Origin of the sequence: Bombella pluederhausensis, assembly GCF_026385525.1 — a bacterium.
GTDB lineage: Bacteria > Pseudomonadota > Alphaproteobacteria > Acetobacterales > Acetobacteraceae > Bombella > Bombella pluederhausensis.
Map to the genome: position 1 here is coordinate 374,380 of NZ_JANIDY010000001.1, position 17,629 is coordinate 392,008.

17 protein-coding genes are annotated in these 17,629 nt (G+C 57.1%); 16 read left to right on the plus strand and 1 reads right to left on the minus strand.

What is annotated here, in order from left to right; genetic code table 11:
* Window positions 1-139: 139 nt before the first annotated feature.
* Entirely contained in the window at window positions 140-745 is a 606-nt protein-coding gene (locus tag NQF86_RS01640; protein ID WP_182040291.1) for a LabA-like NYN domain-containing protein, read from the minus strand.
* A 297-nt stretch (window positions 746-1,042) separates the two neighbouring features.
* On the opposite strand from NQF86_RS01640, the gene rpoZ reads away from it, so the two are divergent.
* From rpoZ to fabZ, 16 genes are all read left to right on the plus strand, one after another.
* Entirely contained in the window at window positions 1,043-1,408 is a 366-nt protein-coding gene (gene rpoZ / locus NQF86_RS01645; protein WP_266115874.1) for a DNA-directed RNA polymerase subunit omega, read from the plus strand.
* 96 nt (window positions 1,409-1,504) lie between these two features.
* Complete coding sequence (locus tag NQF86_RS01650) at window positions 1,505-3,826, plus strand: RelA/SpoT family protein (RefSeq protein WP_407652836.1); 2,322 nt, start codon at window positions 1,505-1,507, stop codon at window positions 3,824-3,826.
* A 5-nt stretch (window positions 3,827-3,831) separates the two neighbouring features.
* Window positions 3,832-4,236: a holo-ACP synthase gene (gene acpS, locus NQF86_RS01655; RefSeq protein ID WP_266115875.1), complete on the plus strand. Its 405-nt coding sequence runs from the start codon at window positions 3,832-3,834 to the stop codon at window positions 4,234-4,236.
* Window positions 4,237-4,361: 125 nt separating this feature from the next.
* Window positions 4,362-5,201 (plus strand): signal peptidase I, encoded by an 840-nt coding sequence (gene lepB, locus NQF86_RS01660; protein WP_266115876.1) that lies wholly within the window; start codon window positions 4,362-4,364, stop codon window positions 5,199-5,201.
* Window positions 5,201-5,959, plus strand: coding sequence for a ribonuclease III (rnc, locus tag NQF86_RS01665; RefSeq protein ID WP_266115877.1), 759 nt, complete (start codon window positions 5,201-5,203; stop codon window positions 5,957-5,959). The genes lepB and rnc overlap by 1 nt, the downstream gene beginning before the upstream one ends.
* Window positions 5,952-6,878, plus strand: a complete 927-nt coding sequence (era, locus tag NQF86_RS01670) for a GTPase Era (RefSeq protein WP_266115878.1) — start codon at window positions 5,952-5,954, stop codon at window positions 6,876-6,878. Before rnc ends, era begins: the two co-directional genes overlap by 8 nt.
* 93 nt (window positions 6,879-6,971) lie before the next feature.
* Entirely contained in the window at window positions 6,972-7,709 is a 738-nt protein-coding gene (pyrH, locus tag NQF86_RS01675; RefSeq protein ID WP_266115879.1) for a UMP kinase, read from the plus strand.
* A gap of 71 nt (window positions 7,710-7,780) precedes the next feature.
* Window positions 7,781-8,347, plus strand: coding sequence for a ribosome recycling factor (gene frr / locus NQF86_RS01680; RefSeq protein WP_266115880.1), 567 nt, complete (start codon window positions 7,781-7,783; stop codon window positions 8,345-8,347).
* Window positions 8,348-8,397: 50 nt separating this feature from the next.
* A complete protein-coding gene (uppS, locus tag NQF86_RS01685) occupies window positions 8,398-9,111 on the plus strand; it encodes a polyprenyl diphosphate synthase (protein ID WP_266116433.1) in 714 nt (237 codons plus the stop codon).
* The gene (locus NQF86_RS01690; protein WP_266115881.1) at window positions 9,108-9,878 is read left to right on the plus strand and encodes a phosphatidate cytidylyltransferase; all 771 of its coding nucleotides are present in this window, start codon (window positions 9,108-9,110) and stop codon (window positions 9,876-9,878) included. The genes uppS and NQF86_RS01690 overlap by 4 nt, the downstream gene beginning before the upstream one ends.
* 94 nt (window positions 9,879-9,972) lie before the next feature.
* A complete protein-coding gene (gene dxr / locus NQF86_RS01695) occupies window positions 9,973-11,157 on the plus strand; it encodes a 1-deoxy-D-xylulose-5-phosphate reductoisomerase (protein WP_266115882.1) in 1,185 nt (394 codons plus the stop codon).
* A complete protein-coding gene (rseP, locus tag NQF86_RS01700) occupies window positions 11,150-12,235 on the plus strand; it encodes an RIP metalloprotease RseP (RefSeq protein WP_266115883.1) in 1,086 nt (361 codons plus the stop codon). The genes dxr and rseP overlap by 8 nt, the downstream gene beginning before the upstream one ends.
* Window positions 12,236-12,458: 223 nt before the next feature.
* The gene (gene bamA / locus NQF86_RS01705) at window positions 12,459-14,963 is read left to right on the plus strand and encodes an outer membrane protein assembly factor BamA (protein ID WP_266115884.1); all 2,505 of its coding nucleotides are present in this window, start codon (window positions 12,459-12,461) and stop codon (window positions 14,961-14,963) included.
* Between the two features lie 77 nt (window positions 14,964-15,040).
* Window positions 15,041-15,979 (plus strand): OmpH family outer membrane protein, encoded by a 939-nt coding sequence (locus tag NQF86_RS01710; protein WP_407652837.1) that lies wholly within the window; start codon window positions 15,041-15,043, stop codon window positions 15,977-15,979.
* A 12-nt stretch (window positions 15,980-15,991) separates the two neighbouring features.
* Complete coding sequence (lpxD, locus tag NQF86_RS01715; RefSeq protein WP_266115885.1) at window positions 15,992-17,035, plus strand: UDP-3-O-(3-hydroxymyristoyl)glucosamine N-acyltransferase; 1,044 nt, start codon at window positions 15,992-15,994, stop codon at window positions 17,033-17,035.
* Between the two features lie 170 nt (window positions 17,036-17,205).
* Window positions 17,206-17,625, plus strand: coding sequence for a 3-hydroxyacyl-ACP dehydratase FabZ (fabZ, locus tag NQF86_RS01720; protein ID WP_266116435.1), 420 nt, complete (start codon window positions 17,206-17,208; stop codon window positions 17,623-17,625).
* Window positions 17,626-17,629 lie beyond the last annotated feature (4 nt).

Below are 17,629 nucleotides of genomic sequence, written 5' to 3' on the forward strand. Positions count from 1 at the left end.
GCAGATTCCTTTTGCAGTTCAGTGTGCTCTGTCAGGGAGATGGGCCAGCATGGCTTAGGATTAAAGAGACATGGCAGAACTGTGATGAGGCTCAGATAATAAAAAACCCCGCCGGAGCGGGGTTGAAAAGTGGAGACGATTATTCTTCGTCATCATAGTCATCGGCATCAGCCGGGTGACGGATGGGCGGCCGAGAACGGTTATCTGCATTGCGGCGGGTGAAGTGATGGGCAATGTCAGCCAGTTCCACAAAGTGATCCGTCTGGCGGCGCAGGTCATCACCAATCATTGGCGGGGTTGTCTTGACGGATGAGATCACCGTTACACGGACACCACGGGACTGGACAGCTTCCACCGCACGGCGCAGGTCTGAATCCCCGCTGATGATGACGATGTGGTCCAGCCGGGGGGCCTGTTCAATCAGATCAACAGCCAGCTCGACATTCATGTTGCCTTTTACGCGTCGCTGACCAGACTGGTTGGTGAACTCCCGTGCCGTCTTGGTGACCAGATGGTACCCGTTATAGGCCAGCCAGTCCGTCAGCGGGCGCAGCGGGGAGTAATCTTCTGTCTCCGGCATGGCCGCATAATAGAAGGCACGCTGGAAAGAGCATTGCTGCTCGAAAAGATCCCGGAGGGCGAGGAAGTCCACCTCGAACCCTAGATTGCGTGCGGCGTGATGGAGGCTGGCACCATTGATGAAAAGTGACGTACGATCGTTTTTGCGTAGAAGAAGATTGGACATATAACTCACATTATATTCTTGGATGCTGGGGTCGAGAACGTCCTGTTATGTTCCTGTTCCGTATAAAGTGGTAAGCGCTTACCAGATTTGAGGATGGAAGGCGTGTCAGGTAGAGAAGACAGGACAGCCTCTTTACAGTTCTTCTTACAGCTTTGCGTTGCGTCAATAAAGAGCTTTGTGATAGTTATCAGGAAGATTGTGCGATATGAGGGGATGGGCCTTTCCTACCTGTGTAGGGGCCAGTTCCCGCCCGATGGTGACGGGTATTACAGTATTGAAGTGGGGAGAGCCGGTTTTATGGCACGTGTGACCGTAGAGGACTGCATCGAGAAGGTTCCGAACCGTTTTGACCTGGTGCTGCTGGCTGCCCAGCGTGCCCGTGGTCTGTCTCGCGGGGAGGAGATGCAGGTTCCGCGGGATAACGACAAGAACACGGTTGTCGCCCTGCGTGAGATCGCCGAGGAGCATGTCAGCCTCGAAGGGCTGAAGAATGGCATTGTCCGTTCCATGGGGCATCAGCCTGAGGTTGAGCCTTCCGATGAGGAAGTCATGGACCTGATCCCGACAGACCAGAATATTTTCGGTCTTCAGGATGTCTCCGCTGAGGAAGAAGCTGCCAACATGGCCGCTGATGAAGCCGGCTCCGGCCGGGGACGCCGCTAAGCCTTACGAGGCATACGCCCTGAGGAAGGGCCGGATAATCTGTCAGTCCCGGCTGGCAGGGCAGGCCCTTCCATCAGAAGAATGGGGGGCATAGCCATGGCCGATGAAATGCTGCTTTCCACCACTCCCTCCGGGGATGTGGTGGCGCCTGTCGTGGAGGCATCCGGTCAGGATTTCCATCCCTCCATCAGCGGGTTGCTGGAGCGGATCAGACGATACGATTCCCACGCCGATCTGGCCAAGATAGAGGAAGCCTACGATCTGGCAGCCAAGGCCCATGAAGGCCAATGCCGTGACAATGGCGACCCTTACATTACCCACCCGATTGCCGTTGCCAATATTCTGGCAGGGTTCCGTATGGACCCGGTATCCATCATGGTGGGGTTTCTGCATGATACCGTAGAAGATACCAGTATCTCGCTGGAGATGCTGGGGCAGCGTTTCGGCAAAGATGTGGCTGCCATTGTGGATGGCGTCACCAAGCTGACCCGGCTGGAGCTTCAGTCGGACAGAACCAAACAGGCTGAAAACTTCCGCAAGCTAGTGTTGGCAATGTCACGGGACATCCGTGTGCTGATCGTCAAGCTGGCGGACCGTCTCCATAATATGAGGACGCTTCATTACGTTCAGCGGACAGATCGCCGTCAGCGTATTGCACGAGAAACACTGGATATTTACGCTCCGCTGGCCGAGCGTATCGGTATGGACCGGGTGAAGACGGAGTTGCAGGATATTGCCTTCGTCAATCTCGAGCCCGATGCCGATGCCACCATCCGAGCCCGCCTGAACTATCTGCGTGGTCAGGGTGCGGATATGATCGAGCAGATACGCTGCGAGCTGACCACACTCTGCAAGGAAGCCGGGCTGGAAGGTGTAACCGTCATCGGGCGGGAGAAGTCGCCTTACTCCATCTGGGAAAAGATGAAGCGGCGTAATGTCGCTTTCGAGCAGCTTTCAGACATCATGGCATTCCGCATTCTCGTGCCAACACGGGAGGCCTGCTATGCGGCGCTGGGGGCAGTGCATGGGGCTTACCCCATGATTGCCGGGCGCTTTAAGGATTACATTTCTACCCCCAAAACAAACGGTTATCAGTCCCTGCATACAGGGGTGACGCTTTATCGCCCGCATAGTCAGAAGATTGAGGTGCAGATACGCACGCCGGAAATGCACGATCTGGCCGAGAATGGCGTGGCCTCGCACTGGAGCTACAAGGACGGCACGAGCCCCAGCGAGCAGGAAACGGCTGTTCTTTCCGAAACATTCGGGGCCTATACGCGTAAGCTGCGCTGGGTACAGGACCTGCTGGATATTCTGGAAGACAGTCAGGGGCCGGACGAGTTCCTTGAGAACACCAAGCTGGAGCTCTATCAGGATCAGGTCTTCTGCTTCACGCCGAAGGGGCAGCTTATCTCCCTGCCTCGTGGCGCTACGCCGGTGGATTTTGCCTATGCCGTGCATAGTCAGGTCGGTGACCGTTGCGTGGGGGCCAAGGTCAATGGCCGTCTCGTTCCCCTGAAGCACGTTCTGGAAAATGGCGACCAGATCGACATCATGACGTCACGGGGCGGCACGCCGTCCCCCTCATGGGAGCGGTTTGTCGTCACCGGCAAGGCCCGCGCTCGTGTGCGGCGCTTCGTGGCCCTTCAACAGCGTCAGAACAATGTCGAGAATGGCCGTGGAGCCGTGGCTCGTGCCTTCCGCCAGAAAGGCGTGGATGGTTCGGAGAAGGTGCTGGAATCCATTCTTGGCACGCTGAAGCAGAACAGTCTTGATGATCTGTATGGCAGTGTCGGGGCTGGGCAGCTGGACCCACGGGATGTTGTGGGTGCCGCCTATCCTGAACTGTCCCGGCAGGGGCAGGTGCCTCGGATCGTCCCCGGCCTTTCGCCCCGGTTGGAGGAACGCCTTGACCAGAAGCCCCAGCCGGCCAAGCGGACCCTCAGCTATGAGGGGTCACTGGTCAATGGTGTTGGCCGGGGTATTGAACTGCATTTTGCTGGCTGCTGCCGCCCACTTCCGGGGGATCGGATTGTGGGGATCATTGCTCAGGGCAAGGGTGTGACCGTGCACCGGCGCAAGTGCCACAATCTCAGCATGTTTGCGGATATGCCCGAACGGTTCCTTGAAATCTCATGGACTGAGGAAGCCATGGGACGGACAGGCCGTGATGCTCCCCGTTATACGGCCCGTCTCTCTGTCGTGGCAGGGAATGACCCTGCTGTGCTGGCATCCCTGACCAACCTTGCGACACGGCATGAGGCATGTGTGGTCAATCTGCGTATTGTTAACCGCCAACTGGATTTCATGGAGATTCTGGTGGATATGGAGGTACGCAGTAAGGGCCATCTGGCAACGGTTCTCGCTGGGTTCCGGGCGGAGAAGGGTGTGCTTCAGGCGGAGCGGACAAAAGGGTGACCTGCATGATTCTGGGGATCGGGGTTGATCTCTGTTCCATAGAGCGGATCGGGCGGGCACTTTCCCGGCATGGGGATGCGTTTCTGGAACGGGTTTTCACGCCAGAAGAACAGGATTATGTGCAGAGCCTCCGAGGGGCTGTCCGTGTGGGGGCGTGCGCTAAACGGTGGGCCGCAAAGGAGGCCTGTGCCAAAGCTTTGGGGACCGGCTTTGCCCATGGGGTGCAGCTTCGGGATATTTCCGTGGGGCGTAATCCTTTGGGGGCGCCGGTGCTTAGCCTGTCTGGTGAAGCAGCCTCCGTTCTGGCAAGGCGCCTGCCAGAAGGATACAGGGCGGAGCTGCTGCTGAGCATGAGCGATGACCCGCCTCTTGCCATGGCACAGGTGTTGATACAGGCCATTTCTCTTTAAGAGAGTGTTCTAAAATCTCATCCGAAACAGAATTAACGCATGACCCGGCGGGCTAGGCAGGCTATGGCAGGGGCGATAGACAGGTGCTTCCTCCAGAGAGGTGCCAGAACAGGATTACAGGGATCATGAGCGAAGACAGACAGCCAGAACAGACAGATAAACAGGAAAGTCTTGGAGCATCCATACGGCAGATTCTTCTGTGGCTCATTCTGGTTGTTGCCGTGCGCTCACTGCTTGTTGAGCCGTTCAACATTCCTTCGGCATCCATGATCCCGACCCTGCAGGTTGGGGATTTCGTGGCTGTTTCCAAAATGAGCTACGGCTATTCCCGCTATTCTTTCCCGTTTTCTCCTTCTTTCATGTCGGGGCGTGTTTTTGCCACCATGCCGCACCGTGGTGATGTGGCGGTGTTCCGTTTCACTAAGGATACATCAGTCGATTACATCAAGCGGATTGTCGGTCTGCCGGGCGATCGCATCCGCATGGAGCAGGGGCGTCTGTTCATTAATGGTAAGGAAGTACCACGGGAGGATAAGGGTCATTACAGTGTGGTCGATGAGCGTGGTTATACGCTTTCCGGCACACGGTACCGTGAGATGCTGCCTCGTGAGGATGGCCAGACTGTTGCCCACGATATTCTGAAAATGCGGGATGATGATCTGGCCAACAACACGCCTGAATATACCGTGCCAGAGGGCTGTCTGTTTGCCATGGGTGATGACCGTGACGACAGTTCGGACAGCCGGTTTCAGGGAGGGCATGAGAGCGGAAGCTGTGCCGTACCTGCCGGTAATGATTATCTGACAGATAGCAGCGGGCATGATCTCGGGTTTGTGCCGGTTAATAATCTGGTGGGGCGGGCGAAGATCGTCCTGTTCTCTGTCGACATGCGCCATCCGACATGGCAGTTCTGGTACTGGCCGGCAGAAATCCGCTGGGGCCGTTTCCTGCATGGTATCGACTGATGATGACACGTGATGAAGCCGTTCGCCATGTTGAGGCGAAGCTGGAACACCGCTTTTCCGACCCCGCACTGCTCCATGAGGCACTGACGCACCGTTCCGCTGTCCCCAGACGACAGGGAGGGCGCAGCCGTGGCAAGCAGAAGGGGCGCCCGGCAACGAAGACGCCACGAGGGCAGGGGTCCAACGAGCGTCTGGAGTTCGTGGGGGACCGTGTGCTTGGTCTGCTGATGGCAGAATGGCTTTTCGAGCGTTACCCGGAGGAACAGGAAGGCGCCCTTGGTGCTCGTCATGCTCATCTGGTGTCCCGCCCCGTGCTGGCCCGCATTGCGGAAGGCATAGACCTTTCCGAGGCAATACAGATTGCCCAGCATGAGGAGAGTGCAGGCATCCGGGCATTGGCCAGTGTCATGGCGGATGCGATGGAGGCTCTGCTTGGGGCGCTCTATCTGGATGCCGGGCTGGACCCTGCCCGGCATGTGGTTCGCCGCCTCTGGGATCAGGACATCGAAAAGAGTGGACAGCCTCACAAGGAACCGAAAACGCTGCTTCAGGAGTTTCTGCTGGGGCGGGGTGAAGCACTTCCCCAATATGAGCTGACATCTGCTGATGGTCCATCGCATGCGCCGGTCTTCTGTGTGGAGGTCCGGGCGCTGGGTGAGACGGGCATTGGCCGTGCAGGCAGCAAGCGGCTTGCTGAGAGCGCTGCCGCCACGGATTTATTGAAGAAGATAGGGCAGGAGAAGACAGAACGTGCCTGAGGATACAGAGAAGACCGCCACAGGCGGCGAGACACGCTGCGGCTTTGTTGCTCTTGTCGGTGCGCCCAATGCGGGTAAGTCCACCCTGCTGAATCGTATGGCTGGGGCCAAGCTTTCCATCGTCAGCCCCAAGGCGCAGACGACCCGTTTTCGCACGCTCGGCATTGTCATGCGGGATACGGCACAACTTGTCTTCGTGGACTTGCCGGGTATCTTCAAGCCACGCCGCCGTCTGGATCGGGCGATGGTCAATGCGGCATGGAGTGGCTCACAGGATGCCGACCTGACCCTTCTTCTGGTCGATAGCCGCATCGGCCTGACGGATGAGATTAAGGAAATCATCGAGAAGCTGAAGGAAGGGAAGCGTCCCGTCTGGCTGGTGCTGAACAAGACGGACCTCATCCAGCGGGATCAGCTTCTTCCCCTGACAAAGGCCATCACAGACCTTCTCCCCGTGGAGGAAGTCTATATGGTCAGCGCTCGTTCTGGTGAAGGAGTGGATGGTCTGCTGGACGGGCTGGCCAAGGCTGTGCCTGTTGGGCCGTATCACTACCCTGAGGATGATCTTACGGACCTGCCGGACCGGCTTCTGGCGGCGGAAATCGTGCGGGAGCAGGTCTTCCTGCAAACGCATGAGGAAATTCCTTACCATGCCACGGTGGAGACGGAATCTTTCAAGACCCGCAAGGATGGTTCCATCCGCATTGATGTGACGATTTATGTGTCCAGAGCAGGGCATAAGGCCATTCTCATCGGGGAGCGGGGCCAGCGCATCCGGGAAATCGGGATGCGGGCACGGAAGCAGCTTGAAGACCTTTTGGATGCTCCCTGCCATCTTTTCCTGAATGTGAAAGAGCGGGCCGCGTGGGACAAGGAAACGGCCCGGCTGCGTGCCCTTGGCCTTGCGGATTATGGCTGAGGCACACGAGTTTCGCTTGTTCATGCAGGGCTGGCTCTGTATGAGAGAGCAGACAGATTTCAGGACATCATTAACCAGAGAGCCGGTACGACCATGAGCACCGCCCCCCAAGAACCAAACTTCCCTTATAAACGGGTCCTCCTCAAAGTGTCCGGTGAGGCACTGATGGGCAAGGGAACGGCGGGTGTCGACCCGGAGATGGTAGATATGGTGGCGGCTGATATTGCAGACGTAGCCTCCATGGGGGGGCAGGTCTGCCTTGTCGTGGGTGGCGGCAATATCTTCCGTGGTCTGGCAGCGGCTGCCAAGGGCATGGACCGTGTGCAGGGTGACTATGCCGGGATGCTGGCCACGGTCATCAATGCGTTGATGCTTCAGAATGCGCTGGAGAAGCGCAATGTGGAAACCCGTGTGATGACGGCCATCCATATGGCATCCATCGCCGAGCCCTACATTCGCCGCCGTGCTGTCCGGCATATGGAGAAGGGGCGTGTGGTCATTTTCGCTGCCGGTACGGGCAATCCTTTCTTCACGACCGATACAGCAGCCGCCCTACGGGCCAATGAGATGGAATGTGATGCGCTCTTTAAGGGCACGCAGGTTGATGGTGTCTATTCTGATGACCCACGCCTGAATCCCAATGCCGAGCGTTATGAACAGTTGACCTACATGGATGCGCTCGCCCGTAACCTGAAGGTTATGGATGCGGCGGCTGTCAGCCTTGCACGGGAAAATGCATTGCCGATCATCGTGTTCAACATGCATGCGCCGGGTGCTTTTGCCGCAGCGATGAAGGGTGAGGGACGTTTCACCCGGATTGTTGAGGACTGAGGATCACCGGATTATCATACCAGACCATAAGGGCTGGTAAGCAGAACTGATTATCGAGGAAATGACTTGTCATGAGCACAGAACTGAACGAACTGCTTGATGATCTCAAACGCCGCATGGAAGGCGCTCTGGAGAGCCTGCGCCGTGACCTTTCCGGTCTGCGCTCTGGCCGTGCCAGCCCGAACCTGCTGGAGCCGGTGCGTGTGGAGGCCTATGGCTCCGTTGTGCCGCTGTCTCAGGTTGGCTCCGTGGCCGTGCCAGAGGCCCGGATGCTGACAGTGTCCGTTTGGGATGCCAGTGTTGTTTCCTCCGTGGAGAAAGCCATCCGTGAGAGTGGGCTGGGCCTGAACCCGGCGACCGAAGGGCAGACCATTCGTGTGCCCATTCCGCAGCTGACGGAGGAACGCCGTAACGAGATGGCCAAGGCAGCCGCCCGTTATGCCGAAGGTGGTCGTGTGGCCGTGCGTGGTGTCCGCCGTGACGGTATGGACAAGACCAAGGCGCTGGAAAAGAGCAGCGATATCAGTCAGGACGACATGAAGGTCTGGACAGCTGCCATCCAGAAGCTGACGGATGACTATATTGGCCGGGTGGATACGATGCTGGCTGATAAAGAACGCGACATCAAACAGGTCTGATAGCAAGAACGTTGTCGGATTTTTCTTCTTCCACCATCCCGGCGGGGGAGATGCCGCCCGAGGCTCTCCCCCGGCATGTGGCTGTCATTATGGATGGTAACGGACGCTGGGCGCAGGCCCGTGGCGTTCCGGTCGTGCAGGGGCATCGTGAGGGTGGTGAGGCCGTGCAGCGCTGTGTTCGGGCAGCGATAGAGCACGGGATAACCTATCTGACACTCTATGCGTTTTCTTCGGAGAATTGGCGGCGCTCTGGCGAGGAGATCAGTGACCTGACGGGGCTGATGCAGTTCTATCTTCGTCATCGCCTCAAGGAGCTGGACGAGCAGGGCGTCCGGTTGCGGATCATTGGTGAGCCGGAGCGTTTTGGCGCTTCCTTCTGTCGTGAGCTGCGCCGTGCGGAGGAAAAGACGCGTGGAAACACGCGGCTGGTCCTCTCTCTGGCGCTTTCTTATGGGAGCCGTGCAGAAATTGCCGGTAGTGCCCGTATATTGGCAGAGCGGGTGCGGGCCGGCACACTGGCCCCGCAGGACATTGATGAAGACATGTTTGCCAGTGCTCTCCAGACGCATGATGTGCCGGACCCTGATCTTGTCATGCGGACAAGCGGGGAGAGCCGCCTGTCTAATTTCCTGCTCTGGCAGTCCGCCTATGCGGAGCTGATTTTTCTGGATGTACTCTGGCCGGATTTCAGTGAAAAAGATTTTGCCGAGGCCATTCAGCGTTACATGCGCCGTCAGCGGCGTTTTGGAGGGCGGCCCGAATGACAGAGTTACAGAAGCGCATTCTTTCCAGTCTTGTGATCGTACCAGTGGTTGTCCTCTGCCTCTGGTATGGAGGCTGGGCCTATAGGGCGCTTGTGCTTCTTGTCATGGTCGGGATTGTCTGGGAAGGGGAGACCCTGCTGGGTCAGCCTATGAAAGGCTTGCGGGGGCTTCTGCTTCTGCTCTGGCCTCTCTGTGGTGGACTGATTGCCATTAAGGGGCAGTGGTATGCTGCCTTTTACTTGCTCTCCACCAGTGTCTTGTTTGGCAAACGGGCTTTTGGCCCGGTTATGGTTGCCATGTTTGGCGGTTTTTCCCTTCTCTGGTTGCGGGAGCGGCCGGAAGGGTTTTATGAAACCTTCTTTGTTATTTTTGCCGTCATTGCGAGTGATAGCTGTGCCTATGCAACGGGGCGCCTGATTGGTGGACCAAAGCTGGCCCCGGCCATTTCTCCGGGTAAGACCATTTCCGGCTCAGTGGGCGGTATTGTAGGAGCGGTGATCCTCGGCGGTCTTGTCGGTCATTGGGCGGGGCAGGGCTGGTCTGTGTCTGCCTGCGTGACAGGGGGGCTCATTGCGGTGGCGGCCCAGATTGGCGACCTGCTGGAAAGTGCCTTCAAGCGGCAGCTTGGTGTGAAGGATTCCGGGCGTCTCATTCCCGGCCATGGCGGGCTTCTGGATAGGTTGGATGCGCTTCTTCTGGCGGCACCTGTTGCTGCCATTCTGGCTTTGATGGCTGGAAACGAGCCGTTCTGGCAGCTCTTTCGTTAATCGTTATTCTGGAGCAGCAGTCTCTGCTATAGGTCTGTCATGAGGCAGACCTGCCATTTCGTATCATGTTGAAATCATCAGGGAGAGGTAGTTCATGGGAGGAGGTTCTGAGCGGCGGCGTATCAGTGTGCTCGGCAGTACGGGCAGTATCGGTGTTTCGACAGTCGATCTTCTGAAAGAGCAGGCAGACTCCATCCAGGTGCGGGCCCTTGTGGGGGGAAAGAATGCCGCCCTGCTGGCAGAGCAGGCTCGTGAGCTGAATGCTGAACTGGCTGTTCTGAATGATGAAGATCAGTATGCGGAGCTGAAAGAACGTCTGGCCGGAACGAACGTGAAGGTTGCTGCTGGTCGGCAGGCTGTCATCGAGGCCGGTGCGCTGGAGGCTGACTGGACAATGGCGGCCATTACCGGGGCTGCCGGTCTGGCGCCTACGCTGGAGGCTGTCCGCAACGGGCATCAGGTGGCACTGGCTAACAAGGAAGCGCTTGTCTGTGCTGGTAACGTGATGCTGGAAGCCGTGCGTGACGCTGGGGCTGAACTTCTTCCCGTGGATTCCGAGCATAATGCGATCGTGCAGTCCCTTGGCGGGGCGGATATGTCTCTCGTGGAGAAGATCGTGCTGACGGCTTCCGGTGGGCCGTTCCGCTGCTCTACGAAGGAAGAGATGGCGAAAGCCACCCCGGAGCAGGCGCTGAAGCATCCTACGTGGTCCATGGGGGCCAAGATCACGATTGATTCAGCTTCCATGGCGAATAAGGGGCTGGAAGTCATCGAGGCAGCCCGTTTGTTCGACCTGCCGGAACATCAGATAGACGTGTTGGTGCATCCGCAGTCTGTCGTGCATGGGATGGTCTGTTTCCGGGATGGTAGCTTCGTGGCCCAGATGGGGACGGCGGATATGCGGATTCCCATCGCTCATACGCTGGCTTCTCCGACCCGGATGCAGACGAAATGTGAGCGTCTGGACTTCGTGAAGCTGGGGCAGATGAGCTTTGAAGCCGTGGATGAGGAACGCTTTGTTCCGCTGCGTCTGGCCCGTCAGGTTTTGCGGGCTGGCGGCGTGGCACCGACCGTGTTTTCTGCGGCTAATGAGATTGCTGTGGAGGCTTTCCTTGCCGGAAAGATCCGCTTCCTTGGCATTGGTGAACTGATTGATGCCAGCCTTCAGGCCATGCCGGAAAATCCGGTACCGACCTCTCTGGAGGATGTCTATCACTGGGATGAAATGGGCCGTGAACTGGCCCGGGCTCAGATAAAGCGGATGGCTGGCCATGCATAGTCTTCAGAGTATCATCGCCGGTCTGGTCGTTTTCGGGATTGTCGTTTTCATTCACGAGCTGGGGCACTATCTGGCTGCCCGCTGGCGTGGCGTGCAGGTCACGGTCTTTTCCATCGGGTTTGGACCAGCCCTGACATCATGGAAGGACAAGGCCGGGACACGGTGGCAGATCAGCCTTCTGCCGCTGGGTGGGTATGTCAAACTTCACGGGTTTGAAAATCGCCCCGATGCTCCACGAGAAGAAGGTGATGAGAATGCCTTCAATCGTAAATCTGTCCTGTCCCGGGCGATCGTGACAGTGGCGGGGCCTGTCTTCAATTTTCTGCTGACTATTCTGCTGTTCGTGGTGCTGCTTTCCTGTTTTGGGAAGCCGGAGGCACGGCCTGATATCGGCACGCTGGCCCCGGATGGCGCTGCCATGAAGGCCGGTTTGCAGGTGGGTGATGAAATCCAGCGTCTGAATGGCCATCATATTCTCAGTATCGGCGATATTCAGGCACAGATTGCCGCTCATCCGGGCGAGGTCATTAAGGTCGGTTTCCTGCGGAAGGGGCAGGCTCAGGAAGTGCCGGTTACGCTGGATCGCATTCAGCAGGGCGGGCATGATGTGGGTCGTCTGGGTGTCGGGTTTGCTGTCAGCCATACTGCGCCGCTGCCTGTCTATAAGGCTGTTCCGGCTGCCATCGGGCAGACATGGGACATGTGCGGCAATATGCTGGAAGGCATCTGGCAGATCATCAGCGGGCAGCGGAGTGCCCGTCAGCTTTCCGGGACCATTGGTATCATTCATATGTCCGGTCAGGCTGTGGATTATGGCGTGGCCAGTGCGCTGGGATTTGTAGCCCTGCTGTCACTCAATCTTGGCCTGCTGAATCTGTTCCCTGTGCCTATGCTGGATGGTGGGCATCTTCTTTTCTATGCCTGTGAGGCCATTCGAGGGAAGCCGCTTTCGGAGCGGACGCAGGGTTATGCGCTTCAGGTTGGGCTGTTTCTGGTAGCGGCGCTTTTCATCTTTTCAACAGTGAACGATCTCAGAGGGTTGGGAGTTTTTCACTGGTTGTTTGCACATGGGGGTTGATCTTTCCCCCTGCAATGATGGAAAAGACCTTCTAGGGTAGAGTATATGACTGAGACAGGTAGCTTCTTTGATTGTGACATTACAATCGGGAGCTGCCTGATGCGCTTGTGCGTATGGGACTGTCTGGGTGTCCCGCACGGGGTACGGCGTGATGGTTGTTCGTGGAATTTTGGGACGAGGAATACCGGTTTTGTCAGGATTGCGTACGAAAAGGTTCCGGCCTATGGCCGTTCGACTGGCTCTGCTGGCTTCTGTCTGTACGGCACCGGCCCTGCTCTGTGCGGCGGAGGCAGCATCACAGCAGGGGCAGGGCCGGTCTCGTCTTCAGCATGCTCATCCTGCGGGTGAGGGAGCGTATGCGCCAGCGGGCGGGGTGATCCAGTCCATTGAGGTGCAGGGTAATACAAGAATCGAAACTAGCACCGTTCTTTCCTATATGGTGGTGCAGCCTGGCGACAGTTTCAACCGTGACGCCCTGAATCGTTCACTGAAAACGCTTTATGCTACGGGTCTTTTCCGGGACGTGACGCTGAAACGTGAAGGTGGCACGCTGCTGGTGAACCTGACGGAAAATCCGGTAGTGAACCGTATTGTCTTTGAGGGCAATCATGCTCTTAAAGACAAGGACCTGATGAAGGAAATCAGCCTGCGGACCCGTGCTGTGTTCTCGGCTCAGACCGTGGCTGTGGACCGGCAGAAAATCCTGAACATGTATGCTGCCCGTGCCCGTTATGGGGCGACTGTGGTGCCGCAGGTGATCCGCCTTTCCCATAACCGTGTGGATGTGATCTTCAATATTAATGAATCACAGCAGACGCTGGTGCGGAAGATTGCATTCGTTGGTAATGAGAGTTTCAGCGAGGCGGCTCTGTCTCATGTGGTGTCCTCTAAGGAACATGCATGGTACCGTTTCTTCTCCTCATCGGATGAGTATAATCCGGAACGTATCCGGTATGATGCGGAGCTGCTGAGACGTTTCTATCTGCATAGCGGCTTTGTGGATTTCCACATGGTCGATGCAACGGGTGAGCTGTCTCCTGACCATAAGAGTTTCTACATCACCTATACCCTTCATGAGGGGCCACGCTATCGTCTGGGTAAGATTGGCGTGCGCTCCAATGTTCATCATGTCACGGCGGATATGATGAAGAAGCATCTGGAAGTGTATAAGGGCCAGTATTACGATGGTACGGCCATTCAGGATAACGCTACGGACATGCAGGAGTGGTTGCAGGCCAATGGGCACCCCTTCGCTATGGTGCGCCCTGAGATCGCCCGTAATCCTGAAAAGAAGGTCGTTGACCTTCTGTTCGATATTGTCGAAGGCCCACATGTCTATGTGGAGCGCATCGATATTAATGGCAACACGATCACACGTGACCATGTGATCCGCCGTAACCTGCCGATGGTTGAAGGGGACGCTTATACGCCTTTCAATCGTAAATATTCCAAGCTGGCCCTTCAGGATATGGGGTATTTCAGCAGCACGAATGTGGATCAGACGCAGGGGTCTGCGCCGGATAAGGTTAATGTCAGCGCCAACGTGGTGGAGAAGCCAACTGGTGAGTTCTCCCTCGGTGGTGGTTACTCGACTGACGCCGGTATCATGGGTAACGTGGGTCTGAAACAGCATAACCTGCTTGGTACGGGGATTGATGCCGGGTTCTCCGGTACGGTTGCTTACTATGAGAAGCAGGCCGATCTGTCCGTGACGGACCCGTACTTCCTTGGCCGTAACTTCGTGGCCGGGTTCGATATCTATACGATCCAGAACAATTATCAGACCTACCAGAGCTATAATGAAGGCCAGTACGGTGCGTCTGTCCGTCTGGGTTATGCCTATAACCGCTATCTGTCGCAGTCATGGACTTACACGGTTGTGGACCGCCACGTTGGTAACGGTGTGCCGGGAACGCAGTATCCGGGCTGGGAAGATGATACGCCGTCTGTCTATGTGCGTGATGCAGCTGGTTGGTCTCTGCTGTCGCAGATCGGCACGAATATCACCTATGACCGCCGAGATAACCGCATGAACCCACGTTCTGGTTATGTTCTCAGCGCTGGGGGTGATTTTGCCGGTCTGGGCGGTAATGAGAAATATTATCGTGTTAAAGCCAATGGTAGCTATTACCTTCCGCTGGATGATCTGACGGGTAACCATAGCTGGGGATTCCAGTTCAAGGGCGGCGTGGGCTACATGCATGACTGGAGTTCCAGCGGCGACCGCAACATCGTGGATAACTTCTATCTCGGTGGGCAGAATCTGCGAGGCTTCCTTCAGGGTGGTGTTGGGCCACGCAGCAGCCACTACAAAGCCCCCTGTCATAGTGGCGCTGCCAATACACCGCTGGGTCAGGCTCGTAACGGGTACTGTCCGGGGGCCGGTCAGGAAGACTTGCTGGGTGGTACCTTCATGTATACGGCATCCATCCAGCTGAATTTCCCGCTGCCCATGGGGGATAGTCTGGGTATTTCTGGGCGTGGCTTCATCGATGCCGGTAGCCTTTCCGGCAAGCGTGTGAAGGATCGTAACCACTACCGTAACTGGAACGACCCGTACTATACGCCGATTGGGGGAAGCACCATGACGCCGCGTGTCTCTGGTGGTCTTGGTATTTCGTGGAAGAGCCCGTTCGGTCTGGTTAATATTGATGGTGCTGTGCCGATCCATCGTGAGCATGGTGACCGTCTGTATCCGGTTCGCTTCGGGTTTGGTCAGCAGTTCTAAGAGAGTTTTGGGTCATCATCCGCCGGTCCTTTGGGCCGGCCTGCATGAGCCGGTTTCATTTTCATAAAGAGGTTTTCATGTCACGCTTTTCACTGCCTTTGACCCTGATGGCTGTAAGTGCTCTGGCATTCATGCCGGTGAGCCACTCTTTTGCCGCAGATAGCAACGATGGTAACGGGGCGTGGTTTGTGCCCAAGACGGCCCAGCCATCGGCTCCAGCTGCATCGCATCATCGTGCGGCACCCGTGGCGGCTCCTGCTCCGGCGGCTATGCCCGATATGGGAGGCATGGATGATGGTGATGGTGCTCCTGAAGGGGAAGGGCAGCTGGTTCCGCCTGTCCTGCCTCTGCCGCCTGTTCCGGCGTCTCCTGCCGTGCCGAAGGGCAATGCGCCGCCGCCTGTGACGGTTGGGCTGATTAGTGTGCAGGGTGTGATGCAGCTTTCCACCGCTGCACAGGAGATGCAGCAGGTTCTCGGTGAGCGGCGTGATCGTCTGGCCCATGCTGTGCAGAAGGAAGAAGCTGACTGGCGTGCTGAACAGCAGAAGCTTCAGGTACAGGCTCGGACTCTGACATCCGATCAGCTTCAGCTGCGTGTTCGTCATCTTCAGGAGAGACGGGCTAAGGATCAGCGTGATTTCAGCAATCAGGCCCGGATCATTCAGGAAGCCTATCAGGTGGCTTTCCATCAGATCGAGCGTGTGCTGGAGCAGCGTGATGGTATTATTGCCAAGGTTGCGGCTGCACATGGCATGAATCTCGTTCTTCATGCCGAGCAGGCTGTTCTGCATGTGGATGGACAGGACATCACGGAAGAAGTGGCAGATCTGCTTAATAAGGCTCTCCCGCATGTGTTCATTCCCGGTGATGGTGTGGACCCTGAAGTGCTGGCAAAGTCCGGCAAGATGCCGACAACAGCTGATGAGGAACGCCTGATGAATCAGGCAGCCGGGGCCCAGCCTGCGGCAGCTGCACCGGCTCCGGAGAAGGGGTCAATTCTGCGGCGCCAGCAGTAAGGGCGCCGGAGCATGTCGGCAGATCAGCAGCAGGACCAGCTTCCCGGAGATTCCCGCTTCTTTAAGCGTTCAGGGCCATTTGCTCTGAAGCGGCTTCTGGAGGCAACGGGTGCGGAGGCGGTCGGGAATGCGGATGCAGAGACCCTGTTTGAGGGTGTCGCTCCGCTCCACGCTGCTGGTCCCCGGCATGTGTCTTTTCTGGATAACCGCCGCTACCTGTCGTTGTTGCAGGAAACGGGAGCAGGGGCGGTCATTCTAGGGCCTGCCTTTGCGGATAAGGTGCCGGAAGGATGTACGGCACTGGTGAGCCGGGAGCCTTATCTGGCGTGGTCCCGTGTGGCTCGTCTTTTCCATCCGCTTTCACCGGCGCAGGAAAAACGCCACCCGACAGCCGTTATTGGTGAGAATGTCACAATTGGCCGTCAGGTGGAGATCGGGCCGTTTGCCGTCATTGGTGATGGAGCTCAGATTGGCGATGGCTGCGTGATTGGCGCTCACGCCATGCTGGGCGATCATGTTGTGCTGGGCGCCGGGTGCCGGATTGGTGCGCATGTAACCTTGAGCCATGCGCTGCTGGGGGAACGTGTCGTCCTGTATCCGGGGGCCCGGATCGGGCAGGATGGTTTCGGTTTTGCCGTTGGCTCAGAAGGATTTGAAACGGTTCCTCAACTTGGGCGTGTCATTCTGGAAGATGGCGTGGAGATCGGTGCCAATTCGACAATTGATCGTGGTTCCATGCGGGATACGGTGATCGGGGCCGGGACACGCATCGATAATCTGGTGCAGATTGGTCACAATGCCCGTTTGGGGCGGTGCTGTATCGTGGTGTCTCAGGCCGGAGTTTCTGGCTCCACGGAGATTGAGGATTTCGTGACGATCGCTGCTCAGGCAGGGTTGATCGGCCATATTCATATCGGCAGAAAGGCCCGCATCGGGGCTCAATGTGGTGTGATGAATGATGTGGAGGCTGGGGCGGATGTGATTGGCAGCCCGGCCATGCCGTTCCGTGAATTTTTCAGGAATGTGGCGACATTGAGAAAGCTTTCTCGCAAATAAGACTATGAGATTGGTCTTTCGGGATTTTTTTTGGTAATAAGGTGCGAACATTGACCGCTTTTCCTACCGGGATAGGCGGACGGTTGCATTTTGTCTAAAAAAGCCGGGAGATGAGATAAGTGGGAGATGCTGCTGAGCAGACACATCAGGTGCCTGAGAGCGTAGATGTGATGCAGATTATGAAGGCGATTCCGCATCGCTATCCTTTCCTTCTGCTGGACCGGATGGAAGAAATCAAGGCAGCGGAATCCGCTGTCGGCATCAAGAATGTCACGGTCAATGAGCCATTCTTTCAGGGCCATTTTCCGGCACGGCCTGTCATGCCGGGGGTTCTCATTGTCGAGGCCATGGCGCAGACAGCCGCAACGCTGGTTGTGCTGACGCTGGGTAAGGCGTTTGAGGGCAAGCTGGTCTATTTCATGACGGTAGAAAATGCCAAGTTCCGCCGCCCTGTCGGACCGGGTGACCAGCTGCGCATTCATGTGAGCAAGGAGCGTGCCCGTGGGACGGTCTGGCGCTTCCGTGGTGTTGCCAAGGTGGATGGTACGACAGTGGCCGAGGCTTCTTTCAGCGCCATGATCGTGGACTGATCCT